Source organism: Streptomyces sp. NPDC006012 (assembly GCF_042871185.1).
Taxonomy (GTDB): Bacteria; Actinomycetota; Actinomycetes; order Streptomycetales; family Streptomycetaceae; genus Streptomyces.
The window spans coordinates 201,693-227,180 of record NZ_JBIAIE010000008.1 but is presented as its reverse complement, the minus strand read 5'-3'; the positions used below and the strand labels follow the sequence as shown (position 1 = coordinate 227,180).

General features: G+C 72.6%; 20 protein-coding genes. 9 read left to right on the top strand and 11 right to left on the bottom strand.

The window, feature by feature from the left end:
* Positions 1 to 66: 66 nt before the first annotated feature.
* Positions 67 to 738: a hypothetical protein gene (locus ACFYPJ_RS17730; RefSeq protein WP_389017379.1), complete on the bottom strand. Its 672-nt coding sequence runs from the start codon at positions 736 to 738 to the stop codon at positions 67 to 69.
* Between the two features lie 137 nt (positions 739 to 875).
* Between ACFYPJ_RS17730 and ACFYPJ_RS17725 the strand changes: the two genes are divergently transcribed.
* Positions 876 to 1,604, top strand: coding sequence for a copper homeostasis protein CutC (locus ACFYPJ_RS17725; RefSeq protein WP_389017377.1), 729 nt, complete (start codon positions 876 to 878; stop codon positions 1,602 to 1,604).
* A 476-nt stretch (positions 1,605 to 2,080) separates the two neighbouring features.
* Here ACFYPJ_RS17725 and ACFYPJ_RS17720 read toward each other — a convergent pair whose 3' ends face one another.
* From ACFYPJ_RS17720 to ACFYPJ_RS17710, 3 genes are all read right to left on the bottom strand, one after another.
* Positions 2,081 to 2,941, bottom strand: a complete 861-nt coding sequence (locus ACFYPJ_RS17720) for a hypothetical protein (RefSeq protein ID WP_389017374.1) — start codon at positions 2,939 to 2,941, stop codon at positions 2,081 to 2,083.
* A 177-nt stretch (positions 2,942 to 3,118) separates the two neighbouring features.
* Positions 3,119 to 5,245, bottom strand: coding sequence for a HelD family protein (locus ACFYPJ_RS17715; RefSeq protein ID WP_389017371.1), 2,127 nt, complete (start codon positions 5,243 to 5,245; stop codon positions 3,119 to 3,121).
* 212 nt (positions 5,246 to 5,457) lie between these two features.
* Complete coding sequence (locus ACFYPJ_RS17710; RefSeq protein WP_389017368.1) at positions 5,458 to 6,069, bottom strand: DUF3152 domain-containing protein; 612 nt, start codon at positions 6,067 to 6,069, stop codon at positions 5,458 to 5,460.
* 735 nt (positions 6,070 to 6,804) lie between these two features.
* Between ACFYPJ_RS17710 and ACFYPJ_RS17705 the strand changes: the two genes are divergently transcribed.
* Both ACFYPJ_RS17705 and ACFYPJ_RS17700 read left to right on the top strand, forming a co-directional pair.
* On the top strand, positions 6,805 to 6,987 hold the full coding sequence (locus ACFYPJ_RS17705) for a hypothetical protein (protein WP_389017365.1): 183 nt from the start codon (positions 6,805 to 6,807) through the stop codon (positions 6,985 to 6,987).
* A gap of 104 nt (positions 6,988 to 7,091) precedes the next feature.
* The gene (locus tag ACFYPJ_RS17700) at positions 7,092 to 8,183 is read left to right on the top strand and encodes a glycosyltransferase 87 family protein (protein WP_389017582.1); all 1,092 of its coding nucleotides are present in this window, start codon (positions 7,092 to 7,094) and stop codon (positions 8,181 to 8,183) included.
* On the opposite strand, the gene ACFYPJ_RS17695 is transcribed toward ACFYPJ_RS17700, so the two are convergent.
* Together ACFYPJ_RS17695 and ACFYPJ_RS17690 are read right to left on the bottom strand one after the other, a co-directional pair.
* Positions 8,149 to 9,792 (bottom strand): DNA repair helicase XPB, encoded by a 1,644-nt coding sequence (locus tag ACFYPJ_RS17695; protein ID WP_389017362.1) that lies wholly within the window; start codon positions 9,790 to 9,792, stop codon positions 8,149 to 8,151. The genes ACFYPJ_RS17700 and ACFYPJ_RS17695 overlap by 35 nt on opposite strands.
* An 82-nt stretch (positions 9,793 to 9,874) precedes the next feature.
* Positions 9,875 to 12,475, bottom strand: coding sequence for a helicase-associated domain-containing protein (locus ACFYPJ_RS17690; protein WP_389017359.1), 2,601 nt, complete (start codon positions 12,473 to 12,475; stop codon positions 9,875 to 9,877).
* 147 nt (positions 12,476 to 12,622) lie between these two features.
* Between ACFYPJ_RS17690 and ACFYPJ_RS17685 the strand changes: the two genes are divergently transcribed.
* Together ACFYPJ_RS17685 and ACFYPJ_RS17680 are read left to right on the top strand one after the other, a co-directional pair.
* A complete protein-coding gene (locus ACFYPJ_RS17685; protein ID WP_389017356.1) occupies positions 12,623 to 13,771 on the top strand; it encodes a hypothetical protein in 1,149 nt (382 codons plus the stop codon).
* Positions 13,772 to 14,131: 360 nt separating this feature from the next.
* The gene (locus ACFYPJ_RS17680; protein WP_389017353.1) at positions 14,132 to 14,767 is read left to right on the top strand and encodes an HAD family hydrolase; all 636 of its coding nucleotides are present in this window, start codon (positions 14,132 to 14,134) and stop codon (positions 14,765 to 14,767) included.
* On the opposite strand, the gene ACFYPJ_RS17675 is transcribed toward ACFYPJ_RS17680, so the two are convergent.
* Positions 14,743 to 14,994: a hypothetical protein gene (locus tag ACFYPJ_RS17675; protein WP_389017350.1), complete on the bottom strand. Its 252-nt coding sequence runs from the start codon at positions 14,992 to 14,994 to the stop codon at positions 14,743 to 14,745. The two genes, ACFYPJ_RS17680 and ACFYPJ_RS17675, sit on opposite strands and share 25 nt — an antisense overlap.
* Before the next feature lie 365 nt (positions 14,995 to 15,359).
* Between ACFYPJ_RS17675 and ACFYPJ_RS17670 the strand changes: the two genes are divergently transcribed.
* Entirely contained in the window at positions 15,360 to 15,743 is a 384-nt protein-coding gene (locus ACFYPJ_RS17670; RefSeq protein ID WP_389017346.1) for a cold-shock protein, read from the top strand.
* A 45-nt stretch (positions 15,744 to 15,788) separates the two neighbouring features.
* Here the strand turns inward: ACFYPJ_RS17670 and ACFYPJ_RS17665 are convergent, their stop codons facing one another.
* From ACFYPJ_RS17665 to ACFYPJ_RS17650, 4 genes are all read right to left on the bottom strand, one after another.
* Entirely contained in the window at positions 15,789 to 16,646 is an 858-nt protein-coding gene (locus ACFYPJ_RS17665; RefSeq protein ID WP_389017343.1) for a 1,4-dihydroxy-6-naphthoate synthase, read from the bottom strand.
* The gene (locus ACFYPJ_RS17660) at positions 16,636 to 17,391 is read right to left on the bottom strand and encodes a futalosine hydrolase (RefSeq protein ID WP_389017340.1); all 756 of its coding nucleotides are present in this window, start codon (positions 17,389 to 17,391) and stop codon (positions 16,636 to 16,638) included. Before ACFYPJ_RS17660 ends, ACFYPJ_RS17665 begins: the two co-directional genes overlap by 11 nt.
* Positions 17,361 to 17,831, bottom strand: a complete 471-nt coding sequence (locus tag ACFYPJ_RS17655; RefSeq protein WP_389017337.1) for a DUF2771 domain-containing protein — start codon at positions 17,829 to 17,831, stop codon at positions 17,361 to 17,363. Before ACFYPJ_RS17655 ends, ACFYPJ_RS17660 begins: the two co-directional genes overlap by 31 nt.
* Positions 17,832 to 17,906: 75 nt before the next feature.
* The gene (locus ACFYPJ_RS17650) at positions 17,907 to 19,319 is read right to left on the bottom strand and encodes an MFS transporter (RefSeq protein WP_389017334.1); all 1,413 of its coding nucleotides are present in this window, start codon (positions 19,317 to 19,319) and stop codon (positions 17,907 to 17,909) included.
* 498 nt (positions 19,320 to 19,817) lie between these two features.
* Between ACFYPJ_RS17650 and ACFYPJ_RS17645 the strand changes: the two genes are divergently transcribed.
* The 3 genes from ACFYPJ_RS17645 (at position 19,818) to ACFYPJ_RS17635 (ending at position 25,356) form a co-directional block, all read left to right on the top strand.
* Positions 19,818 to 20,744 carry a DUF3027 domain-containing protein gene (locus ACFYPJ_RS17645; protein ID WP_389017331.1) on the top strand — a complete coding sequence of 309 codons (927 nt, stop codon included), beginning with the start codon at positions 19,818 to 19,820 and terminating at the stop codon, positions 20,742 to 20,744.
* A gap of 247 nt (positions 20,745 to 20,991) precedes the next feature.
* Positions 20,992 to 24,204 carry a sacsin N-terminal ATP-binding-like domain-containing protein gene (locus tag ACFYPJ_RS17640; RefSeq protein ID WP_389017328.1) on the top strand — a complete coding sequence of 1,071 codons (3,213 nt, stop codon included), beginning with the start codon at positions 20,992 to 20,994 and terminating at the stop codon, positions 24,202 to 24,204.
* A gap of 222 nt (positions 24,205 to 24,426) precedes the next feature.
* Positions 24,427 to 25,356, top strand: a complete 930-nt coding sequence (locus ACFYPJ_RS17635) for a hypothetical protein (RefSeq protein ID WP_389017325.1) — start codon at positions 24,427 to 24,429, stop codon at positions 25,354 to 25,356.
* Positions 25,357 to 25,488 lie beyond the last annotated feature (132 nt).

Sequence of the window (25,488 nt, the reverse complement as noted above, 5' to 3'; positions counted from 1 at the left end):
GTATGACGGTGCGGGCATAACAGGGGAGAACGCCCGCCCCGCTCGGGCCATTCCCGGTACCCGGCATCACTCGGTGAGCAGCTGGAGCTCCGCGGTGAGGTTGTAGCGCGCGGTCGCCTCCCAGGTGCGCTGCCCGTACGGCGTCCGGAACAGGCGGGGCAGCTCCAGCAGCTGCCGCAGGATCGCGGCACGTCCCGGACGGAAGGCGTCGTTCGGGACGAAGTGGTACTCCTCGCGGACGGCCGCGGTGTAGGCGGCGTACTTGGCCGGCGGCGCGGCGAGTATCGCGAGGTCGGCGTCGCACAGCACCTGTCCGTCGGGGTCGTTCGCGGCCGGGTCGTGGGTGACGGTGAGCCGGACCAGCCGGGCGACCTCGGCGGTCCCCTCCGCCGGGACGCCGGCCTCCGGCAGGGCCCGTTCGGCCAGGCGGGCCGAGCGCTCCTCGTTCTCGGAGTGGTCGGGGCGGTAGACGGCGTCGTGGAACCAGGCCGCCAGGCGTACGACATCGATGTCGACGGCGTGCTCCGCGAGGACGTCGACGTGGTCCAGGACCGCGGTGAGGTGCGCGAGCGTGTGGTAGCGGCGCTGCGGCTCCTGCCAGCGGGCCAGGAGGTCGTCGGCGTACGGCAACGGGTCGGGGCCGCCGCCGGTGCCGCGGGCTCCTTCCAGGGCGCGGGTCCAGCGGATCCGGAGGGCGGCGAGGGCGTCGGGGGCTTCGGGGATCTCGGGGTCGGCCATGGGGGCATTCTCCCGCGCCGGTGCGGCCCGCGGTCCCGGTCGGCGGGGGTGATCTCGCGGGGCCGGGGCGGGCGGGCGTACCCTCAATTGGACTAGACCTGTAGTCGTTCCAAGGAGCACTGTCGGAAAGGGGTCCTATGAGCACGCGTGCAGTCCTGGAGGTGCTCGCCCTCGGGGTCGAGGACGCGGTCGCCGCCCAGGCCGGAGGCGCGGACCGCCTCGAACTGGTCACTGACATGGCGGCCGACGGGCTGACCCCGTCGGTGCCGACCTTCGTCGGGATCCGCGCCGCCGTCGACATCGACCTGCGCGTGATGCTGCGGCTCTCCGACGGGTTCGCGGCCGGTGGGCCCCAGGGCGTCGACCGGCTGGTCGGGGTGGCCCGGGAACTGCGCGGTGCCGGGGCCGACCAGTTCGTGCTCGGCTTCCTGGACGCGGACGGGGGACCGGACCTGGCGGCGGTGGAGCGGATCGTCGCCGCACTGGACGGCTGCCGGTGGACCTTCCACCGCGCGATCGACCGGGCCGCCGACCGCGACGCCCTGCGCAAGCAGCTCGCGGACCTGCCCGGTCTTGACGCCTACCTGACCGCCGGTTCGGCGGCCGGTGTCGACGACGGGCTCTCCACCCTGGTGGCGGAGGCCGGGCGCGAGCAGGAACCGGGGTACGGGCCGACGGTCATGGTCGGCGGCGGCCTGCGCCTCGACCACGTCCCGGCCCTGCGCACCGCCGGCATCACCGCCTTCCACATCGGCGGCGCGGCCCGCCGGTCCGGCTGGTCGGGCCCGGTGTCGACCCGCCTGGTGACCGAATGGCGGAGGACGCTGGACGAACCCGGCGAAACCGATGGGGCTGTCGGGTTCTGAGGCGGCACCGACGGGTTCTGCGACGGGGCTGAGCTTGCTTTTCAACCAGTTCGCCGGGGTTTGGTGCCGGCCTTGTGGTGGGCCGGTCGTCGGTATGCCTCGCTGCCGGTGAGGACTCGTCCCACGTCGTGGCGGGTCGCGCCCGGACAATGAGCACATCGGCTTCGGCAGCGGAGTCCACCCGCCGGTTCTTCGAGCCCGGCGGGCGTCCGGGGCCGGGTGACCAGCCGGCCCTCGGCCGCCCGCGGCAGCGGCACCCCGGCCAGGGCCCGCCGCAGCCGGGCGACCTTGTGTGGTCGGCGCAGTCGGCAGGGCGGTTGTGATCATTGAGGCCAGCATTCACCTCCGTCACCATTCCTGAGAAGGTAATTCTCGGGAATGGCAATTTGCGCCGGCAGGTACCTTGAGTGAATGGTCGGCATGAAGGAGGAAAATTGCGCGATCCAGCTGAAGTATACGGCGGCCGTATGTGGTTGTCAGCGACCACGCCCCTGCCCCGAAGGGGCCTGCCGATATGACCGAGACGCACTGCTGCTTTGCGGATCATATTGAGGTGTGCCGGCTCCGGCGGTGCCATGGGAGCTGATTCTCGCCGATCGGCGAAGAGAGGACCGATTCCCCGACTGCTGGTCGTTCTGCCCCTGGCCTGCAGCATGACGGGCCACGTTGGCGTTATCGGGCTGGTATGCAGGGGGCTGTTGCGGTGGAGCATAGGTGGGTGGCTGAGCGGGAGCCCCCCAGGGTGTATCGGAGCGCCGATCCTGCTGACGGTCCTGAACGTAGTCAGGAGGTGAATCCTCGCGAGCAGCACGGGCGTTGTTTCCCAGTGATCGTACCCATGCCGCATCACGCGCGTGATCGAGAGCAATCGCTGCATCGATTCTGGTCTCATATAGGCCTGCAGAAAACGCAGCCTCAACATCCTCCCGAAATCCAGCGGATCGATCGCGGCCGACGCGCGTGATTTCCGTCTCGTAGAGAGCGTCCTGTGCCGTCAGGCCTCGATCCATGTGCTGGATTATTTCTTCCTGGCCCGACACGATTTGATCGCGCATATCCGAGAACTGGGCCATAAGCCCTCTGAGGTGGGGATTATCGACATTGTCGGCATCATAGCGCTTCCCGGCCTCGAAGATTGCGTCACTGACACCCATCTGCGGGATCAGCTCCACAATCTCATTGTGCCTCTCCCGGGCCACCGTTTGATACCTGGTCGTGAGATTTTCCGCTCCCCGTCGATCCAGATCGCCGGCCTCGGTCAGTGACCGAACTTGCTCATTGAAACTGTCAAGGAATTCTTGAATTCGAGGATCGAGGGGACTGTCCGTTGCGGGCATAAAATCTCCTGGAATCGATTTCGCAGATGGCTCCTCCGCCAGGTGTAACAACGTCTTTCGACTGAGAACGGTTCACAGCGCGCTGTCGCAGGCGTGTGTGCGCATGCTGCCCGTGCTGTGGAGCTATTGGAGGCAGCGGCACAGTGTCTGGTTCGAGGTGCAGTGTGTAGCTGGGGTTCAGGCCAGCTGGGGCGGCAGCGGTGCGGTGTGGGTGACGATCAGGCCCGACACGGCCCGGGTGAGGGCCACGTAGAGGCGGCGCAGGCCGGTGCGCTCGTCGGGTTCGCCGTCGACCACCGCCTGCGGCTCGTCGAGGACCACGTAGTCGTACTCCAGGCCCTTGGCCAGTGACGCCGGGACCAGGGTCAGCCGGGTCTCCCGGGTCGTCTCCTCGCCCGGTCCCAGGTAGGTGATCCCGGCCGCCGTGAGCGCCTCGGCCAGTGCCGGGACCCGGGCGTCGGCCGCGATCAGACCCGTCGAGCCCGCGTTGCGCAGCAACTCCTCGCAGGCCGCGACCACCTCACCGGTGCCGTCGGCCGTGCGCAGGTCGAAGAAGCCCGGGTTCTCCCGGACCGACGCGACCGGGGTGAGGCCCGGGGCGATGTGCGGGAGCAGCCGGGAGGCGTACGCGATGACGTCCGTGGGGACGCGGAAACCGGCGGTCAGCTCCTCCACCACGCCCTCCGCCTTGCCCAGGTGCGCCAGCGCCTCGTCCCAACTGCGGGTCGCCCACGGGGTGGTGCCCTGGGCCAGGTCGCCGAGGACGGTCGCGCTGCCCGTCGTACAGCGGCGGCCCACCGCCCGGTACTGCATCGGCGACAGGTCCTGCGCCTCGTCCAGCACCACGTGCCCCAGCGAGTGGGTGCGCTGCACGAGGTCGGTGGCCTCGTCGATCAGCACGGCGTCCGCCGCCGACCACGTGGCGGACTTCACGCTGCGCACCGGCTTCGTCCACAGCAGGATCTTCTGCTCGTCCTGAGACAGCAGTCCGTCCGCGTGCTCCGCGAGGAAGTCCGCGTCGGTCAGCAGCCGCAGCACCAGCTTGGCCGGTTCGACCGGCGGCCAGATGGCCTTGACCGCCGCCTTCACCGCGCTGTTCCGGGCCACCGCGTCCTGCACCCGGTCGTCCGGTGCCTCGCCCGAGCGCTCCATCTGCACCAGCACGGTGTGCGCGATGCGCTGCGGCAGGGCCTCGCGGGCGGCCCCGTAGCGGATGTCGCGGGCCAGCAGCTCGCGCACGATGTCCTGAAGTTCGTACGCCGCGACCCGCCAGCGGCGCGAGCCGCGCACCACCACGACCGGCTCGGTCGGCAGGGTCACGTGCGCGTACAGGGCCCGCTTGAGCACCTGGGCCAGCCGTGCGTCGCCCTTGACCAGCGCGGCCGTCGCCTCGTCCGTGCCGCGGACCTCCACGTGTGAGACCAGGTCGTCCACGGTGGCCTGCCGCACCGCCAACTCACCGAGCGCGGGCAGCACTTGCTCGATGTAGTGGAGGAAGGACCGGTTCGGCCCGATGACCAGGGTGCCGGTGCGGGCCAGCCGCTCGCGGTGCGCGTAGAGGAGATAGGCGACACGGTGCAGGCCGACGGCGGTCTTCCCGGTGCCGGGGCCGCCCTGGACGCAGACCGTACCGGTCAGATCGGACCGTACGATCTCGTCCTGCTCGGGCTGGATGGTGGCGACGATGTCCCGCATCGGACCCACGCGCGGGCGCTCGATCTCCTGCTGGAGCAGCTTGCTGGTGCGCGCCGCCTCCGCGGGGTCCGACAGACGCTCGTCCTCGTACGCCGTGAGGTCACCGCCGGTGTAGCCGAAGCGGCGGCGCAGCCCGACGTCCATCGGGTCCTTCTTGGACGCCCGGTAGAACGGCTGCGAGACCGGTGCCCGCCAGTCGATGACCATCGGGTCGCCCTCGGCGTCGTGCACGTGCCGCCGCCCGATGTAGAACCGCTCGCCCGCCGCGCCCTCGGCCTCCTGAGCGCCCGGAGCGTGCAGGTAGTCGAGGCGGCCGAAGAACAGCGGGGTGCCGCTGAGGTCGGCCAGCGACTTGATGCGCTCGTCGATCTGCGCGGCGAGCACCTCGGCGTTGACCCAGTTCGCGGTGACGTCACTGATGTCGAGGGACTCGACGTCCTCGCGCATGGCGCGCAGGGCCGCGCGGGACTCGGCCAGGTGGGCGCTCTCCCGGGCGAGGGGGTCACCGGCGGGGGTGTCGGTGGCGGCGCCTGCGGGGGTCGCGGCGGGGGTGTCGAGGGGGTCGTGGGCGGGCGTGGACAATGCGGTGCCTCCGGTCGGCTGCTGCATGGTCGGCTGCACGGACAGTGCGCGGGCGGCGCGACTGCGTGACTGTGGGCGCCGTCCGGTTTCCGGCCGGGCGGCAGCACTCCGGGCGGGAGGCGGGCAAGAGCGCGATCCTAGCCAGGAGGCATGGCCGGACGCCAATGATTAACCGTCCGGTTCCGGGTGCTTCGCCCTGCCGTCCTCGCGTCGAGCCTCCCTGCGCGCGTCGAGCCTCGCTACCCGGGCGGTCCGGCGATGTAGTGCCCGTACTTGTCATAGGGCCAGGCGTTGGCGACGCAACCCTTCAGGCCCTTTATCTGCTGCATCATCACGGGGGCCGGTTTCCCGGGACCCGGGCAGGTCTCGTGCTGGTGGCCCAGCGAGTGTCCCATCTCATGATTGATGATCAGCGCCCGGTAATCGTGGATCGGACCGTCGAACGTGGGCGAGCCCTGGACCCAGCGCTTGAGATTCACCATCACCCCGCCGGGCACCTCGCAGTCGTATTCGCCTTGGGTGTCCTGGTGGATGCCTGCCCAGCACAGCGAGTCCGTCGTCCCCGGAGTCGCGATCTTGATCTTGAGGGCGGGCTCCGAACTCACCAGCTGGAACGAGGCCGAGCCGCCCGCGGTCCAGCCCCGCGGATCGGCGAGGATGTCGGCGATCTCGTTCGCCGCTTGGATCGGGGACACGTCTATCCCCTTTTCGACCTGCACCATGTAACGGACCAGGTTCGGACCGTGGCCGACCACCGAGCCGCCCGCCTGCGCGGTGACGAAGGTGCCGGAGCCGGTCGCGGGGACCTTGATCACGGTGGCGCTGGGCGACGGGGAGTGGCTGGGCGACACGGAAGCGGAAGCCGACCGAGAAGGTGACGGAGACGGAGTCCGCCGGGGCGTGGCACGGGGCGACGGGTTCGGGGACGGAGACCTGCCGGAGTGCGCTCCCTTGCCGGCGGATTCGGCATACGACGTGGTGGGACCCGTGCCGAACCAGCGGAAGTGGACCGCGCTCACTGTGGTCAGCAGCACGGCGAAGAGTGCGCCGAGCAACAGCGTGCGCGGCACGCGCGAGCTGTGTCGGCCGGCGCGTCGGCGGCCCTTGCCCCCTCCCCGTGACGGAGACCTGCGCTGCTGCACCACGGACAACCCCTCTTCTGCGTACGGGCAGTGATCCCAGCCGGTCCGGACATCGCAGCGGGTACCGATACGAGTCCGAGCCTCCGCGCCGGAATCTCGCCGACGCAGGGGAAGGGTTGTCGGACATCTGTATGTGTCCGGTACAACTGTCCCCATAGTCCATACGCAGATTCGCGCCAGAACGTTGCATGGCTGGCCGAAAAAAACCGAACACCGAGGTGTGTCTGCCGCTCGGCTTCTCCGCCTTCCCCTCGTTCTCTACGGCTCCTCTACGTGTTCTTCACCTGTCTCGTGAAGGTCCTCTGGGCGTTCACGGACGTCCCCTAGGGGTTCGCGTCCACCCGGCATAGGGGAGCGGGTCCCTCCAGAGAGGTATGCGAGAAGCTTTGGAATTGGCTCTGCGGACCGATGCCGGTCTTAGGCCGGACGAGCAACCATGGAGACATGAGCGCAGCAACCATCCACCCAGCATCAGCCGTCCCGGCCGGCGCCACTGCCGTGGCGGGCGGCGACCACCACCACCTCCTGGGCAGTGCCCTGCGGGCCATCAAGGTGTTCGCCGAGGCGGCGATAGGCGTCGTCATCCTCGGTGAATACGGCGAGGAAGCGGGCGTTCGCCGTAAGTAACCCCTAGGTTCGCCTCCGTGGCACAACGGACGGCGACGCCTTACCTCCTCCTGACCCTGTCCCTCCTCTCGTTCGCCGCCCTCTGCATCGTGCAACGGGCCCCGATGGCCGACGCGCTGGTCTACCGGGCCGAGGGCGAGGCCGTCCTGCACGGCGGCGACCTGTACGGCTTCACCGTCACCGAGTGGCGGCTCCCGGCGACGTATCCGCCCTTCGCGGCGGTCCTGTTCGTGCCGACGACCTGGATCCCCGTCCCGGCCATGAAGGCGACCTTCCTCGCGGGCAACGCGCTCCTGCTCGCCGGTCTCGTCGCCCTCTCCGTCCGCCTCGCGGGCCGCACGGTCCGCCTGCCGGTGGTGTGCACGGCCACCGCGCTGGCCCTGTGGCTCGAACCGGTCTTCCAGACGGTCCTGTTCGGCCAGATCAACCTGGCGCTCGCCTGCCTCGTCCTGTGGGACCTCACCCGCCCGCCGGGCGCCCGGGGCCGCGGGCTCGCCCTGGGCGTGGCGGCCGGGATCAAACTGACCCCGGCGATCTTCGTCGGCTACCTCCTGCTGACCGGCCGGCGGCGGGAGGCGGCGACGGCGACGGCCGCCTTCGCCGGGACCGTCGCCCTCGGGACGGTCCTGCTCCCGGCGGCCAGCGTCGACTTCTGGACCGGGCGGATCTTCGAGACCGGCCGCGTCGGCAAGGGCTGGATCGTCGACAACCAGTCGCTGCTGGGCCTGATCGCGCGGGCGACCGGCGACCCGGCACCGGGCCCGGCGTGGGCGCTCCCGGCCGCCGCCGTGGCCGTCGCCGGGCTGTGGGCGGCGGCGCGGGCGCCGCGCGAGCGGCACGGGATCCTGCTGGCGGCGGGCACCGCCCTGCTCGTCTCGCCGGTCAGCTGGTCCCACCACTGGGTGTGGTGCGTGCCACTGACCGCCGTGCTCCTCGCCGAGGGCCGTACCCGGCTCGCGGCGCTGACGGTGGCCGTGTTCACCGCCCGCACCATGTGGCTGCTGCCGCACGAGGGCGACCTGGACCTCCGGCTGCCCTGGTGGCAACAGCCGTTGGCGGCGCCGTACCCGCTGCTGGGGCTGGCGCTGCTGGTTCTGGTGCTGACGGGTCCGGCGCCGCGCACGGTGCTGAACGTGGCCCCGCGCCCCGGAGCCGTCCCGCTCAGCTCTCCGCGAGGAGCTCGTCCGCGTCGATGATCCGGTAGGCGTAGCCCTGCTCCGCCAGGAACCGCTGGCGGTGCGCGGCGAAGTCCTGGTCGATGGTGTCGCGGGCGACCACGGAGTAGAAGTGCGCCTGGTGGCCGTCGGCCTTGGGGCGCAGCACCCGGCCGAGCCGCTGCGCCTCCTCCTGCCGGGAGCCGAAGGTGCCCGACACCTGGATGGCGACCGTCGCCTCCGGCAGGTCGATGGAGAAGTTCGCCACCTTGGACACGACGAGCACGCTGATCTCGCCCTCACGGAAGGCGTCGAACAGCTTCTCGCGCTGCGCGTTGGACGTCTCGCCCTTGATCACGGGCGCGTCCAGGTGCTCGCCCAGCTCGTCGAGCTGGTCGATGTACTGGCCGATGACGAGGATCTGCTGCCCGGCGAACCGGCGCACCAGCGCCTGAGTGACCTTCCGCTTGGTGTCGGTGGTGGCGCAGAAGCGGTACTTCTCCTCCGTCTCCGCGGTCGCGTACGCGAGCCGTTCGGTGTCGGTCAGGTTCACCCGGACCTCCACGCAGTCGGCGGGCGCGATGTAGCCCTGCGCCTCGATCTCCTTCCACGGCGCGTCGAACCGCTTGGGCCCGATCAGCGAGAACACGTCCGACTCGCGGCCGTCCTCGCGCACCAGCGTCGCGGTCAGCCCGAGCCGCCGACGGGCCTGGAGGTCGGCGGTGAACTTGAACACCGGGGCCGGCAGCAGATGCACCTCGTCGTAGACGATGAGCCCCCAGTCCCGGGAGTCGAACAGCTCCAGATGGGGGTAGATCCCCTTCCGCTTCGTGGTCAGCACCTGGTACGTGGCGATGGTGACCGGGCGGATCTCCTTCCTCGTGCCGCTGTACTCGCCGATCTCGTCCTCGGTCAGCGTGGTCCGCTTCACCAGCTCGTGCTTCCACTGCCGGGCCGAGACGGTGTTGGTGACCAGGATCAGGGTGGTGGACTTGGCCTGCGCCATCGAACCGGCCCCGACCAGCGTCTTGCCCGCGCCGCAGGGCAGCACCACGACCCCGCTGCCGCCGTGCCAGAAGTTCTCCACGGCCTGCTTCTGGTAGGCGCGCAGCGCCCAGCCGTCCTCGCGCAGCTCGATCGGGTGCGCCTCGCCGTCCACGTACCCGGCGAGGTCCTCGGCCGGCCAGCCCAGCTTCAGCAGCGTCTGCTTGATCTGGCCGCGCTCGGAGGGGTGCACGGCGACGGTGTCCGGGTCGATCCGGGTCCCGACCAGCGGCGCGATCCGCTTGGACCGCAGCACCTCCTCCAGGACCGGCCGGTCGGTGGTGGTGAGCACGAGACCGTGCGCCGGGTGCTTGCTCAGGGTCAGCCGCCCGTACCGGTCCATGGTCTCGGCGATGTCCACGAGCAGCGCGTGCGGCACGGGGTAGCGGCTGTACTGCACGAGTGCGTCGACGACCTGCTCGGCGTCGTGCCCGGCGGCCCGCGCGTTCCACAGTCCCAGCGGGGTCACCCGGTAGGTGTGGATGTGCTCCGGTGCCCGCTCCAGCTCGGCGAACGGCGCGATGGCGCGGCGGCAGGCGTCGGCCTGCTCGTGGTCGACTTCGAGCAGCAGGGTTTTGTCGGACTGGACGATCAGCGGACCATTCACGCGCGGCACCCTTTCGTACGGCCTCATTCTCGGCCAAACGTCCAGTGTGCCCTAGTGCCCGGTGATCGCGGGGCCCGCCGGGTCAGCCGTCCGCCAGCTCCGCGACCCCGGTCACCCGGTGCAGCGGGTAGGTGCGTACCTCGTCCGCCGTGTGGTCGTACGCCGTCACGAAGCCGCCCTCGACCCGGATGGGCGCGATGACCCGCTGGCTGGCGGCGCCCTCGGCGTTCACGTACCCGATCCACAGGGACTCGCCGGTCAGCACGGCGGCCTGCATGGTGGCCAGGGTGTCGGCCGGGCCGGTGCGGGGCAGGTCGCCGCCCGCCTCGGGGGTGCCCGCGGGCTTGCGCGGAGCCGTGGCGGCCAGGTCGCCCGCGCGGATCGCGCGGATCGCCGCGGACAGCAGGGTCGGATCGGGGGTGGGCGGCCCGTCCGGGACCGGCTCGGGGGCGGCCCTGGGCGGGGTGCGGTGCGCGTGCGCGCGGGCGATCAGCACATCGCCCTCGGCGGACTCGGCGGCGGGGGCGTAGCCCATCGCGCGCAGGCCCTCCAGGAGCGTCGCCGGGTCGGCCGGCGTGGCCAGCACGGTCGGGGCCAGGCGGCGCAGGCGCAGCGCGGCCGACCGCTTGTCGGCGAGGATCTCGTTCAGCAGGGCGTCGTCGTCGCAGCGGACGTACGCGGATGCCGCGCCCACCCGCAGCCGGCCGTGTTTGCGCGCCACGTCGTCGATCAGGTACGCCAGCGGCTGCGGGACCGGCGTACGGGAGTGCGTGGTGAGGAAGGCGTGCAGGTCGGCGGCGGTCCGCCCGGCGTCCAGGGCGCGGCGCACGGTCTCGGGCGTGAAGCGGTAGACCGTCGCGCCGCCCTTTGACTCCACGTCCGCGAGCACGCCCAGCGTCGCGGCCAGCGGTCTCTCCAGCGGCCCCGGCGCCACCGCGGTCAGGTCCGCCTGGAGCAGGACGTGGTCCAGCGGCTCGGGCAGCAGCGGGGCGAGCAGCCCGACGGCGGCGGCGTACGCGGCCGACTGCTCGGCCGGGGAGAGGAGGTCGCGGGGGCCGGGCGGGCGCCGCCGGTGGTGGGCGGGCAGCTTGTCCCCGGGCCCGTCGGCCCGATCACCGTCGGCTGTGCGGCTGCCCTTCACAGCGGGCGCGGGTCCGTGGGCGAATGCGGGCGTGCCGAGCAGCGCGCGGCCGTGGGACGACAGGGCGCCGCGGCCCGTGATGCCCAGCAGCTCCGCCTCCGTCAGCGTCCAGCGGGCGATCCGGGAGCGCAGGTCGTCGTCACCGTTCTGCGGCCGGGCGCCGTCCCGCGCCCCAGCCGCCGTCGCGCCCCGCAGCGGACGCTCCCATCGCAGCCGCGCCAGCACCGCGTCGTGCGCCGGGGCGGCGCCCTCCGGCAGCCAGGCCAGCAGCCCCAGCACCCGGTGCCGCACCTCGGGCGTCGCGGAGCGGTCCAGGCCCGGGCCCAGCGCCGACAACGTACGGTCCTTCGCGTCCCGCCCGCCGACCAGCCCCGGCGTCCGGGTCGCCGTCAGCCACGCCTGTGCGAGCCGTGCCCAGCGCTCGGCCGGGGACCGCTCCAGCCACTCGTCGTAGGCCGGGGTCGCCGCGTACCGCTCGTCGGCCTCACCGTCGCAGGCCAGCAGGCCCGCGGCGTAGGCGAGTTCGACCCAGTGGGCGGCGACCGGTTCGGACACGTCGAGGGCGACGGCCGTCCGCTTCAGGTCCCGGACGCTGAGCCCGCCGGCCCGCAGCACCGCCGGGCCGCCCTCGTCCCAGTACGTCAGCAACTCCTCGACGGTCGCCAGCGCGGTGTACGCCTGCCCGGCCGCCGTCGCGTCCACGGTCTGCGCGGGATGCGTCGCGGCCGGCTCCACGGGCGGCGGTGCCGCCGCGGGCGTGCGGTGGGCCAGGCCCGCCCGCAGGTGCAGGGCTACCTCGCGGGGCAGGACGACCGTGCCGGGCGCCGTCGGCAGCAGCAGGCCCCGGTCCAGCAGCCAGCGCAGATGGCCGCCCGGCTCGGCGGTGACCTGCCCGTACGGCGGCCCCCAGACGAGCCGGGCCAGCACCTCGCGGGAGCCCTCCGGCGCCTGGTCGAGCACGGCGGTCAGCCGCCCGCGGTCGGTGAACAGGCCGGCCAGCGCGGCCACGGCGGAGACCGAGTCATGGGTCGAGGGCAGGCCCGCCGCCGCCACGATCTCCTGGATCCGGCCGGGCGACATGCCCGCGGTGGCCTCCTGCACGGTCGGCCCGAGACCGGTCGGCGACGGATGCTGCGCCGACGGGGCGAGCACCTCGCGGGCCGTGCGCACCAGGCGCAGCCGGTCGTCGTCGCCCCACACCAGGGCCTGTTCGCGCAGGACGGCGAGGGCGCCGGGCAGGACGGCGGCGACGGCCCGGTCACCGCTGTCGCCGGCCATCAGGCCCAGCAGTTCGCCGTAGCCCGCCGGGTCCGGCGCCACGGCCAGGGCCTGCGCCGTCTGGAGGGTGAAGAGGTCCAGGCGTTCCAGGGCGCGCAGGACCGAGGCCCGGGTGCCCGCCCGGGTGGCGAGCTGGGTGAGGTCGGTGGGCACGGGGGTGATGAGGTCGGGTCGGCTGCGCAGCAGCGCGGCCAGGGAGGCGTCGTCGCGCACGCGGAGCGCTTCCGCGAGCGAACGGGGCGCCGGACGGTCCTCGGTGCTCATCTGACTTACGTTACCGGCGTCGCCCCCGGTCGCGGCCGTACGGTGCGGGTCGGTGTGCGCCGTGACCCGGCCGCCGTCCCGGGCGGCGCGGGGCTCGCGGTAACGTCAACCGTCGGGGTTCACTACGCCAACCCCCGGAGGGGCTTCGTGGGGATCGAGAGCGACCAGGTCGTCTTCGAGTATCTGAGCCGGGTCGGCGACGTGGCGCAGCAGCAGCAGTTGTCGTCCGCCACCCGGATGAGGCTGGTCTCGGGGCTGCGCAACGAGATCGACCAGCACCGGGCCAGAGCCTCCGTGGACAGTCCCGCCGCCGTCCGCCGCATCCTCGACCGGCTGGGCACGCCGGACGAGGTCGTCGCGGCGGCGGGCGGGGACACCGGGGTTCCGCAGCCGCCGCCCGCGTCCGTGCCCGTGCAGCCCGCGCCGCGCGACCCCGAGCCGAAGGGGCTGCTCGGCCGCGACAAGGGCGCGCGCGACGGCAGGGCGGGGGAGCGGGGGCCCAAGGAGAAGGAGAAGGGCCGGGGGCTGCGCCGGGTCGTGCCCCGGCCGCGTCCGGCCGAACCGGAGGCACCGGACCGCCCCGACGTTCCCGCGCCGATCCCGTTCCCCGGGGTGGGCGGCTTCGGCGACGGCGCGCTCCGGCCCGACTGGTGGAGGGTGGGCGACAGCCCGTTCGGGCCCGGTGACGAGGTGCCCGGGTTCGTCGGGGGCGTGGAGATCCCCGAACTGCTCAAGCTGCCGCCGAAGGAAGAGGAAGCGGAAGAGGAAGAGGGGGAAGGGGGGCCGGGGGCCGAGGGGAAGGCCGGAGGCAAGACGGCCGGGAAGGCCGGCGGCAAGTCCGGGAAGGGAGCCGGCGGGAAGGCCGGGCAGCGGAAGACCGGAGAAGCGGAGCCCGAGCCCGCCGCCGAGGCCGCCGGCTCGTCGGCGCGTCGCCGGCTGTCCCTGCCCGGTCCGGCCGGGGGCTGGACCAACCCGCTGCTCCTGCTCGCCGCCGTGGCCCTCGTCGTCGGCGCGGTGCTCGGCAACTGGTTCGCACTGATCCTCGGCTGGCTCATCGCCTACGGCTCCCGTCGGCTCACTCCGGCGGAGAGCAAATGGGCCGTCATGGTGGTGCCCGGCCTGGCGTTGACGGGCGGGCTTGTCTGGCTGTGGGGCCGGAACGAGGGCCGCTGGGGCGCTCCCATCGCGCAGGGGCACATGAGCGACGCGCTGGGCGAGACGTGGCCGTGGGTCGTGCGGGCGGCGGCTTTGGGGTCGGCGTTGTATGTGGTGTGGCGTTCCCAACGGGTTCGCTGAGCGCTGGGCTTGGGCGGGTTTGGTTTTTGGGGGTTTGTGCTGTTTTTTGGGTGCGGGTGGGTTGTGGCTGGGTGCGCAGTTCCCCGCGCCCCTTTGGGGGGTTGGGGTTGCGGGGTGGGGTTGCGAGGTGGGATTGGGTTCGGGGGGTTTGTGTTGTTCGTCGGGTGCGGGTGTGTCGTGGCTGGTCGCGCAGTTCCTCGCGCCCCTGTGTGGGTTGGGGTTGTCGGGGTTGGGTGGCGGGGTGGGACGGAGGTCGTGGGCCGTGGGGTGGCTTGTGTTGTTTGTCGGTGCGGGTGGGTCGTGGCTGGTCGCGCAGTTCCTCGCGCCCCTTCGGGGGGTGGGATGTGGGGGGTGGGCACAATGGCGCATATGACTTCTCGTGTGCTCACCGTTGGATTCGACCTCGACATGACCCTGATCGACTCGCGGCCCGGCATCCACGCCTGCTACATGGCGTTGGCGGAGCGGACGGGGGTCTTCATCGATGCCGATCTGGCCGTCACCCGGCTGGGTCCGCCGCTTGCCGATGAGCTGATCAACTGGTTTCCGGCCGAGCAGATTGTTTCGGTGTCCGACCTGTACCGCGAGATGTACCCGTCGATCGCCATCACCGCGACCCCCGCGATGCCCGGTGCTCGCGAGGCGGTGGAGGCGGTGCGTGCGGTGGGTGGGCGAGCGATCGTGGTCACCGCGAAGTACGAGCCCAACGCCAAGCTGCACCTGAGTCACCTCGGCATCGAGCCCGACGCGGTCGTCGGCGACCTGTGGGCGGAGCGCAAGGCGGAGGCGCTGCGCGAGCACGGGGCGAGCGTCTACGTGGGCGATCACGTCGGCGACGTACGCGGCGCGCGCACCGCAGGCGCGGTCTCCGTGGCGGTGGCCACCGGTCCGTGCGGCGCGGACGAACTGCACACCGCGGGCGCGGACGTCGTCCTGGACGACCTGTCCGCGTTCCCGCGCTGGCTGGCCGGTTACCGCGAGGCGCCCCGCGCCTGACGCCGTCCCGCGGCGACCGACCGCAGGACGCCCGCGCCGGCCACCAGGAATCCGACGCCCATGAGCATGCACAAGCCGTACATGTACGGCGGAAAAGGCTTCGCGCCCAGGAACAGCGGGGCCACGGTGACGAGAGTGGCCACGGCGCCGAGGAAGAAGACCACGGCGCCGGCGCGGATCAGTCCGTCACCGGGCGCGGCGGAATTCGCTTGGGTTTTGTCACGCACAGGACCAGGGTAGTTCCCGGTGCCAAGGAACAGCCGGGCGACGTCCTGACACCCGCCCGAAGACCCATTGGCCCTGGTATCGGGCGGGTCGCGGACGGGCCCGCCCGAGTGCTCTCACGGGCTGTTTTCCGAAGTGGCTTTCCGGCGAGTACGCGTGCGCGTGCGAGTGTGCGTACGAGGAGTCGGGCACCCCTGGATACGGCGTCCAGGGGTTTTCTCCGAGCCGCTATCGCGCCACACACGGAGCATGGGGGCTCAGTGCCGTTTTAAGGCATGTTCCGCTGGAGAGACCCCCGGTAAGGTGGTCCGACGGCAGTTCAAGGGCGTCCGGGGTCAGTCCGGGAGCGAACGAGGGAGTGTGTGCTTTGCCGACTGGCAAGGTCAAGTGGTTCAACAGCGAGAAGGGCTTCGGCTTTCTCTCCCGTGACGACGGCGGTGATGTCTTCGTCCATTCCTCGGTTCTCCCCGCCGGAGTCGATTCGCTCAAGCCGGGACAACGCGTGGAGTTCGGCGTGGTCGCCGGTCAACGCGGTGACCAGGCGCTCTCGGTGGTCATCCTCGATCCGACCCCGTCGGTCGCGGCGGCCCAGCGCAAGAAGCCGGACGAATTGGCCTCCATCGTGCAGGACCTGACGACCCTTCTGGAGAACATCACGCCGATGCTGGAGAAGGGCCGTTACCCCGACAAGGCCGCCGGTAAGCAGATCGGCGGGCTGCTGCGCGCGGTCGCCGATCAGCTGGACGTATAGCGGCGCCCCCGGGGAAAACCGGGCGGGCCGGGGAAATCGGGCGCGTCAGGGGAAAGCGAGCGCGGTCGGGCCGAGGGGCGGGACGAGCCCTTCGGCCGCCGCGCGGGTGAGCAGGCCCCGGACCGCCGCGTATCCGTCCTCGCCGAGGCCGGACGTGAACTCGTTGACGTACAGCCCGATGTGCTGGTCGGCGACGGCCGGGTCCATTTCCTGGGCGTGCTCCATGACGTACGGCCGGGAAGCCTCGGGGTCCTGCCAGGCGGCGTGCACGGAGGTGTGGATCGACTCGGCGAGCAGCCGCAGCGTGTCCGCGCCCAGCGACCGTTTGGCGACGATGGCGCCCAGCGGGATCGGCAGGCCGGTGCCGGCCTCCCAGTGTTCGCCCAGGTCCGCGAGCTTGTGCAGCCCGTAGTTCTGGTAGGTGAACCGCGCCTCGTGGATGACGAGTCCGGCGTCGACCTTGCCGTCCCGGACGGCCGGCATGATCTCGTGGAACGGCATCACGACGATCTCGCCGACGCCGTCCGGCTGGGTGTCCGCGGCCCACAGCCGGAACAGCAGGTACGCGGTCGACTTCTCGCTGGGCACGGCGACCGTGCGGCCGGTGAGCCCGCCGTCAGCGGCTTCGCGGGTGAGGACCAGGGGCCCGCAGCCCCGGCCCAGCGCGCCGCCGGAGGGCAGCAGCGCGTACTCGCCGAGGATGTACGGCAGCACCGCGTACGACACCTTCAGCACGTCGAACTCGCCGCGCTCGGCCATGCCGTTGGTGACGTCGATGTCGGCGAAGGTGACGTCGAGGGCGGGTGCGCCGGGGACCCGGCCGTGGGCGAGGGCGTCGAAGACGAAGGTGTCGTTCGGGCAGGGGGAGTAGGCGATCTGCAGCGGTCGGCTCTCAGGGCTCATGTGGGTTCCAACTCTCCAGTACGGGCGCGAGCTTCCCGAAGCCCTCGGTGAGGGCGGCGAGGGCCTCGCCGATGCGCCAGGCGGCGCGGTCGCGCGGACCGACCGGGTTGGACACCGCGCGTACTTCGAGGACGGGCACCCCGTGCGCGGCGGCGGCCTCGGCGACCCCGAAGCCCTCCATGGCCTCGGCCAGCGCCCGGGGGTGACGGGCGCGCAGCGCGTCGGCGCGGGCGGTGCTGCCGGTGATGGTCGAGACGGTGAGCACGGCCCCGGCGGGCGCTTCGAGCGCGGCGGTCACGGCCCGTACGAGTGAATTTGGTGGACGGTGGCTGACGGTTCCGAAGCCGAGTCCGGTGATCGGGAGGAAGCCGTCGGCGGTCTCGGCGCCCAGGTCGGCCGTGGTGATCTCGTCGGCGACGACGAGCGATCCGACGGGGGCCGCGGACCCGAAGCCGCCCGCGATCCCGGCGCACACGACCAGGGTGTACGGGGTGCCGTCCAGGGCCGCGGCGGTGAGGGCGGCGGCGGTGGAGGCGGCGGCGCGGCCGGGTCCGACGCCCGCGGCGAGCAGGTCGTACGGGTGGCGGCCGGCGATCCGCTGGAGCGTGGCGCCCGGCAGGTGTACCTCGCGGGCGGTGCCGTGCAGCGCCCGGGCCACCGCGTCCCGTTCGGCGGGGACCGCGGTGGCCACCAGGATGCGTGTCCCGGACGTGGTCAGGAGGCCTTCTTCAGCTTGAAGTTCCACAGCCCCGTGACGTCCTTGTCGCCCTCCTTGATCGACACCAGGGTCGAGTTGCCCTGCGCGCCGTACTGGGCGTTGAAGAAGACGCTGCCGGGGACCGTGCGGTACGTCTTGGTGCTGGCGTCGGTGAGGGGCTGGCCGTTCATCAGGATCGTCCACTTGTTGTCCGCGATCTTCGGGTCGACGCCGAGGCGGACCGTGTCGTCGGGGTCCACGGTGATGGACTTGATGTCGGTGGCCTGGAGGCACTTGGTGAGGGTGCTCTGGTCCAGGACCTTGCCGTCGTTGTAGCAGGTGGCTTCGGAGTTGACCGAGTTGGTGCCGACACTGATCGTGGCGATCGGGGTCGGCTTCTCGCACGCCGTGAGGACAAGCAGTCCGGCGCAGACGGCGCCGGCGGCGGCGACGGCGCGGCGGCGTCGCGGAGCGGATTGCATGGTCATGGCCGAAGGCTATCGGGCGCCCTCGGCCGACTTTCCATGTGGGGTGCGGCGTGCCCGCTTCGTTACGCCGCTTCGTTACGCCACTCGCGGCCGGGACGCCCCGCCGTGCCGGGCCGAGTCGAGCAGGCCCCGCAGCGTGGTGAGCCAGCCCGCGGCGACCAGGGCCGCGGCCACCGCCAGGCCGAGGGTGCCGTTCAGCGGCATCACGATGCCGACGGCGCCGCCGAACACCCAGGCCATCTGCAGCAGCGTCTCCGAGCGCGCGAACGCCGAGGTGCGCACCGGCTCCGGCACGTCCCGCTGGATCAGCGCGTCCAGGCACAGCTTGGCCAGCGCCTGGGCGAACCCGGCGACCGCGGCCAGGCAGGCCACCAGGAACGCACCGAAGAAGACCGTGGTGACCACCACCGTGCCGAGCGCCACCGCGACCACGGTCACGATGATGATCTCCGGTGCCCGGTTCCGCAGCCAGGCCCCGACCGCCGTGCCGAGCGCGTTGCCCGCGCCGGCCGCGACGCCCACTATGCCGAGCGACACCGCCGCGCTCCCGCCGGTCAGCGGATGCTCGCGCAGCAGGAAGGCGAGGAAGAAGATCAGAAAGCCGGAGAGGCAGCGCAGGGCGGCGTTCGCGGCCAGCGCGTGGGTGACCGCCGGGCCGACCGTGCGCAGCCCCGGACGCCTCGCCCGGGTGCGGCGCGGACCGCGCAGGCGCTCCTCGCCCGCGGCGAGCAGCGCGGTGTCCTCGCCCCGGGCGGAGTCCACCTTCCGGGGCAGGGAGAACGACAGGACCGTACCCGCCACGAAGATCACGAAGGCGCCGTACAGCGGCCAGGGGTCGCCGATGGCGTGCAGTCCCGCGCCGATCGGCGCGGCCGCCCCGGTGGCCAGCAGACCGCCGAGGGTGACCCGCGAGTTCGCCTTCACCAGGGAGAAACGGGGCGGCAGCAGCCGGGGCACGACGGCGCTGCGGACCACGCCGTACGCCTTCGACGCCACGAGCACGCCGAGCGCGGCCGGGTACAGCTCCAGGCTGCCGGTCGCCACCGACCCGGCGATGATCAGCGCCAGCAGGGCGCGGGCCAGCATCGCGGCGGCCATCGCGGCACGCCGGCCGTGCGGCAGCCGGTCCAGGAGCGGGCCGATCACCGGCGCCAGGACGGTGAAGGGGGCCATGGTGATCGCGAGGTAGAGCGCGACCCGGCCGCGGGCCTCGTCCGTCGGCACCGAGAAGAACACCGTGGAGGCGAGCGCCACGGTGATCATCACGTCGCCGGCGCCGTTGACGGCGTGCAACTCGATCAGCTTGCCGAGCCCGGACTCGCCGGCGCCGTTCGCGTTCGTGGCCCTGCGGATGGAGCGGGCCGGGCCGTGCAGGACATGGCCGACCACGCGGGCGGCACCGCCCATCCGGCCCGCACCGCCACCTCGCCTGCTCCCCTTGACCCCGCCGACGCGGGTGGTGCCCGGGGACGACCTCGCGGCTGCCACGACGTTCATAGTGCCCCGAGAATCCGTTTCCCGAGCACTGGTCGCCCTCGCGAGTCGGGGACGTCACAGTCGGTGAGCCGCCCGGACGGCGGGGTGCGGCCGGGACCCGCCGGGGCTCCTCGCTGTTTCCCGGTGTTTGCCCGAAGTTCCACGAAGTCCGTCGGGATTCGTCGCGATTCCTTCTCTGCTCCCCGGTGCTCCCCGGGATTCCTCGGCGATTCCCGGAGTCACCCGGGGTTTCACGGGCTTCTCAGAGGTTCCCGGCCCCGCCCGACAGGCCGGAAACGGCACGGCGGGGCCGGGAAGCGGCCGTCGGTGTAGGCCGAAGGCACGCGAACAGGTAGCGTGCGTATCTCAGCCATCCCGCAGAATGGATGGCAGAGGTGCGTCCGAGCGCGATCGGACGCGGGCGTCGATGCGGCCCACAGGTCCGCTCCGTCCGCTCCACCGCCTTCCGGCAGCGCACCCATGAGACGGCGTAGGAGAGAAGCGATACCTGTGAGCGCAGCGACAACGCGAAGCCGCACCCCCGACCGCCTGTGCGCCGAGGCCGTCGACCTCGCCCGCGCCGCAGCCGAGGAGGCCGCCGCGCCCGGCGTGGTCGGCGAGCACTCGGGACTGGTGTCCGAGGGCGACCGTGTTGTCACGCACTTCTTCGAGTGCAAGGAACTGGGCTATCGCGGCTGGCGCTGGGCGGTGACCGTGGCCCGCGCCTCCCGCGCCAAGGTGGTCACGCTCGACGAGGCGGTCCTGCTGCCCGGTTCCGACGCGCTGCTCGCCCCCGAGTGGGTGCCCTGGAGCGAACGCCTGCGCCCCGGCGACCTGGGCCCCGGCGATCTCCTGCCGACCGAGGCCGAGGACCCGCGCCTGGAGCCCGGCTACTCCGGCGAGGACCAGCCGCCGGCGGACTCCGCCGTGTCGCAGGAACTGGCGGAACTGGCGGAGGCGGAGGACGCCGAGGTCACCGCGGGCGCCCCGGCGAACCTCCCGACGGCGCCCAGCCGGGGTTCCATCGCGTCCGTCGCCGAGGAACTGGGCATGCGCCGCGCCCGGGTCCTGTCCCGCTACGGCCTGCACGTCGCCGCCGACCGCTGGGAGGAGGCGTTCGGCGCGCAGACCCCCATGGCCCAGGCGGCGCCCGCGGCCTGCGTCAGCTGTGGCTTCCTGGTTCCGATCGGCGGCTCCCTGGGCCAGGCGTTCGGCCTGTGCGCGAACGAGTTCTCCCCGGCGGACGGCCGGATCGTCGCCCTCTCCTACGGCTGCGGCGGCCACTCGGAGGCGGCGGTCATGCCGAAGCCGCCCCAGCCGCCGGCCCCGGTGATCGACGAGACGCGGGTCGACGCCTTCCCGCTGCGCCCGGCCCCGGACTCGGGTTCGGTCCCGGCGGTCCCCGACGAGGAGACAGCGGAACTCGGTCATTCGTAGCGGTCATGCCGCGCCCGGTCGGGGAGGGCGGGGAATCGGCCGTTCCCTCAGTACCCCGATGCTCCCGTCCGTCCCCCGCACGTCGTCGGGGTACTGAGGTTCAGGGACGGCTCGGCGACCGGTGCGCTCCCCGGCAGTGGCCGACGGCGGCGGGCCGGTGCCGGGCGGTGGCCCGCCGCCGGACAGATGGCGCAGCCGTACCCGGCAGGCGGTACCTTCGTCGTCACGCCGACGATGGAGAGTTAACGTGAGCAAGTTCGTGCGGCCCGCGGCCGAGGGTGCCGATCCCTTCGGCACGGCCCGTCTGCGCCGCGGTGTACTCGACGCCTGGGCCACCAGCCCCGCCCGCTTCCGCGAGGACGCCAACGCGGAGGAAGACCTCGTCCTCGGCGGCTACCGCGACCGGCTCGTGATCGAACTCGCCCAGAACGCCGCCGACGCCGCGGCCCGCGCCCGGGTGCCCGGCCGGCTCCGGCTCACCCTGCGCGACGGCGTCCTGTTCGCCGCCAACACCGGCGCCCCGCTGGACGCACCCGGCGTCGAATCCCTCGCCACCCTCCGCGCCTCCGCGAAACGCGACGCCGACGCCGCTGCCGCCGACGCCGCCCACGGCGCCGTCGGCCGGTTCGGCGTCGGCTTCGCCTCCGTGCTCGCCGTCACCGACGAGCCCGCCGTCGTGGGCCGCCACGGCGGCGTCCGCTGGTCCCTCGCCGAGGCCCGCGAACTGGCCGCCGAGACCGCCGGGCGCAGCCCCGGCCTCGGCGACGAGATCCGCCGCCGCGACGGCCACGTGCCCCTGCTGCGTCTCCCGTTCCCCGCCGAGGGCACCGCCCCCGACCCGTACGACACGGTCGTGATCCTGCCGCTGCGCGACGCCGCCGCCACCGATCTCGCCGAACGCCTCCTGAACGCCGTCGACGACGCCCTGCTGCTCGCCCTGCCCGGCCTGGCCGAAGTCGTCGTCGAGACGGACACCGTGCGCACCCTGCGCCGGCGCGACGAGGGCACCGTCACCGTCGTGGAGGACTCCCGCGAGGGCACGACCCGCTGGCGTACCGCCGAAGCGCACGGCCCGCTCACCCCCGACCTGCTCGCCGACCGCCCGGTGGAGGAACGGCTGCGCCCGCACTGGTCGGTGACCTGGGCCGTCCCCGTGGACGAGGACCAGCGGCCGGTCCGGCCGCGCACTGCGCCCGTCGTGCACGCGCCCACCCCCAGCGACGAACCGCTCGGCGTACCCGCCCTGCTCATCGCCTCGTTCCCGCTGGACACCACCCGCCGGCACGCCGCCCCGGGCCCGCTCACCGACTTCCTGGCCGAGCGCGCGGCGGACGCGTACGCCGAACTCCTCGCCGGCTGGTGGCCGGTGACCGAAGGCGTCATCGACCTGGTGCCGGGACCCCTCGGCAAGGGCGAACTCGACGGCAGGCTGCGGCAGGCGATCCTCGACCGGCTGCCGCGCACGCCGTTCCTGCCGCCCGCCGTACCGCCCGCCGCACTCTTTGCCGAGCAGGACGCCGAGCTGCCCGGGGCGCTGCCCGAGGAACTGCCGGAGGCGCTGTCCGAGGCGCTGCGGCCCCGGGACGCCGAGATCGTCGAGGGCGCGGGCGCCGACACCGTACGGGTGCTGGCCGAGGTGCTGCCGACCCTGCTGCCCGCCGGTCTCGAACGCCGCGTCGAACTGCGCACGCTGGGCGTCGCCCGGCTCCCGCTCGCCGAGGCGATCGACCGGCTGGCCGGTCTGGAGAAGGAGCCCGACTGGTGGCGGCGGCTCTACGACAGCCTCGCCGGGGTGGACCCGGACCGGCTGTCCGGGCTGCCCGTCCCGCTCGCCGGGGACGCCGCCCAGGGCTTCGGGGGCGGACGTACCACCATCGGCCCCCGCCAGGTGCTGCTGCCCACCCCGGACGCCGCCCGCATCGACCCGGGCACGCTCGCCCGGCTCGGTCTGAAGGTCGCCCATCCGGACGCCGCGCACCCGATCCTGGAGAAGCTCGGCGCGCTGCCCGCGACCCCGCGCGCGGTGCTGACCACGCCCCAGGTACGGGCCGCGGTCGCCGCCTCCCTGGACGACGACGGCGGCATCGCCTGGGAGGAGGACGCCCTCGACGCCGAGGAACTGGCGGACACCGTCCTCGCCCTGGTCCGGGACGCCGGCCTGGAACCGGGCGACGAGCCCTGGCTGGGCGCCCTGGCGCTGCCCGACGAGGACGGCGAACTCGCCCCCGCCGGTGAACTGGTGCTGCCCGGCAGCCCGTTCGCCCGGGTCGTCCGCGCGGACGAACTGGCCGCCGTGGACGCGGAACTGGCCGAGAAGTGGGGCGGGCAGCCGTTGGCCGCCTGCGGCGTACTGGCCGACTTCGCGCTGGTGCGGGCCACGGACGTGGTCCTCGACCCGGACGAGCTTGAGCCCCGCGAGGGCGACTATGCCGAACCGGACGACGCGGGCCTGCTGGACGCCGTGGACGTGTGGTGCGAGGACATCCTCGACCGCTTCCCGGACACCCCGGTCCCGCCGGTGGCCACCGAACTGGTCGCCGTGCGCGACCTCGACCTCGTCGACGACGACCAGTGGCCGCAGGCCCTCGCCCTGCTCGCCCGCCCGCCGCTGCGCGACGCGCTCACCCAGCCGGTGCGGATCCTGCTGCCCGACGGCACCCACGAGGTCGTACGGCCCTATACCGCCTGGTGGCTGCGCGGGCACCCGGTGCTGGCCGGCCGGCGGCCCGCCGGGCTGCTCGCCGCGGGCGGCGACCCGCTGCTGCGCGGGCTGTACGACGAGGCCGACGCGACCGGCTTCGAGGACGAGCAGGTGCTGCGGGCACTGGGCGTGCGGACCTCCGTCGCCGCGCTGCTCGACGAGCCCGGCGGCGCGGCCGAGCTGCTGGACCGGCTCGCCGACCCGGAGCGGCCCGTCACCCCGGCCCAACTGCACGGCCTGTACAGCGCGCTGGCCGAGCTGGACCCGGAACAGGTGACCCTGCCGGACGAGCTGCGGGCGGTCGTCGACGGCCGGACCGAGGTGGTGGACGCGGCCGACGCCGTGGTCGTCGACTCGCCCGATCTGCTGCCTTTCACCTCCGGTGTCCCGCTGCTGCCGGTGCGGCCCGCCCGGGCCGAGGAGCTGGCCGACCTCTTCCAGGTGCGGCGACTGAGCGAGTCCGTCACCGGGCAGGTGGACTCGGCGGGCACCGAGCACGAGGTGCCGGACCCGGTGCGGGTGCTGCTCGGCCCGCGTACCCCGGACACCTACGTCGAGCACGACGAACTCGTCGTGGACGGCGTCGAGATCGACTGGCGCCGCACCGCCGACGGCGTGCTGCACGCCGCCACCCTGGAGGGCGTGGCCGCGGGTCTCGCCTGGGCGGCCGGGCAGTGGCCGCGCCGCTTCGAGGTGGCGGCGCTGCTGGAAGACCCGTCCCGTACGGAGGAGTTGGCCCGGGACCGCTGGTTCGACTGAGGGCGCCGGGCGAGCGCAGAGGTGGTACGCACAGGTGGGGCGCAGGGCGGGGCGCGCGGGTAAGGCGCTTACAAAATCTTCATCTACCCCTACAACCCTTCGCCCCGCTCGCTGATCTCACGACGTGGAGTCAGCAGACTCCACCATCACTGCGCCCAGCGCCGACGTCGGACCGCGAGGGACCACCGGCGCCGGGCCCTTTTCTCCACTGGGGAAACACACATGCGTATTCGTGCCACCGTGGCCGCCGTCTCCGGCGCCCTGGCCCTGTCCGCGTTCGCCATGCCGGGCGCGCACGCCGCCACGGCCGACTCGTCGTACAAGGCGGACGCCGCCGCGGTCCTGCGGGCCGCGCACTCGGCGACCCCCGGCAAGGCCGCGTTCCGTGCCGCCACGACCGCCGCCGACGCTCCGTACGCCCTGAACGCCTCCTTCTCCAACTTCAAGGTCGCCAAGTCGGTCAAGTTCGGTATCGGCGGCCACGTCGTCTTCACGGCCACCTACACGATGACCCACGGCGCGGACGTCGACATCACGGCCACCGACTTCGCCACCGGCCCCTACATCTACCGCGGCTCGTTCGACACGCCGACCAACATGCTGTTCGGCGACAACCCCGCCACGTGCAAGGTGACCTCCACCACCACCGCCGCCTGCACCGGCAAGATCGACGTGTACCCCGGCGAGGGCGACCTGGCGAACACGGAAGCGGGCACCTGGAAGGGCGCGGCGCTGGCCATCGCGTACAACGGCCAGAACCCGGGCTCCAGCACCTTCGACATCAGCAAGGTCGGCGTGGCGGACAAGGGCAACCTCGCCAGCACTCAGGTGCTGCACAACGCCATGCTGACGACCGACGCCTCGCCCGAGCCGGTGAAGAAGGGCCGGACCCTCACGGTCACCGGCAAGCTGACCCGGGCCAACTGGGACCGGAGCATCTACCAGGGCTACGCCTCGCAGCCGGTCAAGCTCCAGTTCCGCAAGGCGGGCTCCAGCACCTACACCACGCTGAAGACCATCAAGACCAGCTCCACGGGCACGCTGAAGACCACGGTCACGGCGTCCGCCGACGGTTACTACCGTTACAGCTTCGCGGGCACCACGAACACCGCCGCGGTCAGCGCCGCCGGTGACTACGTCGACGTGAGGTAGTAGTCGACCTGCAGCAGTGGTCGACCTGAAGTCTGAAGCAGTGGTCGACGTGCAGTAGCAGCGGCGGTTCGGGCCGTGTCCGGTCGGTGTCATCGGCCGGGCGCGGCCCGTTCCGTTCCGGCCCCGTCCGGC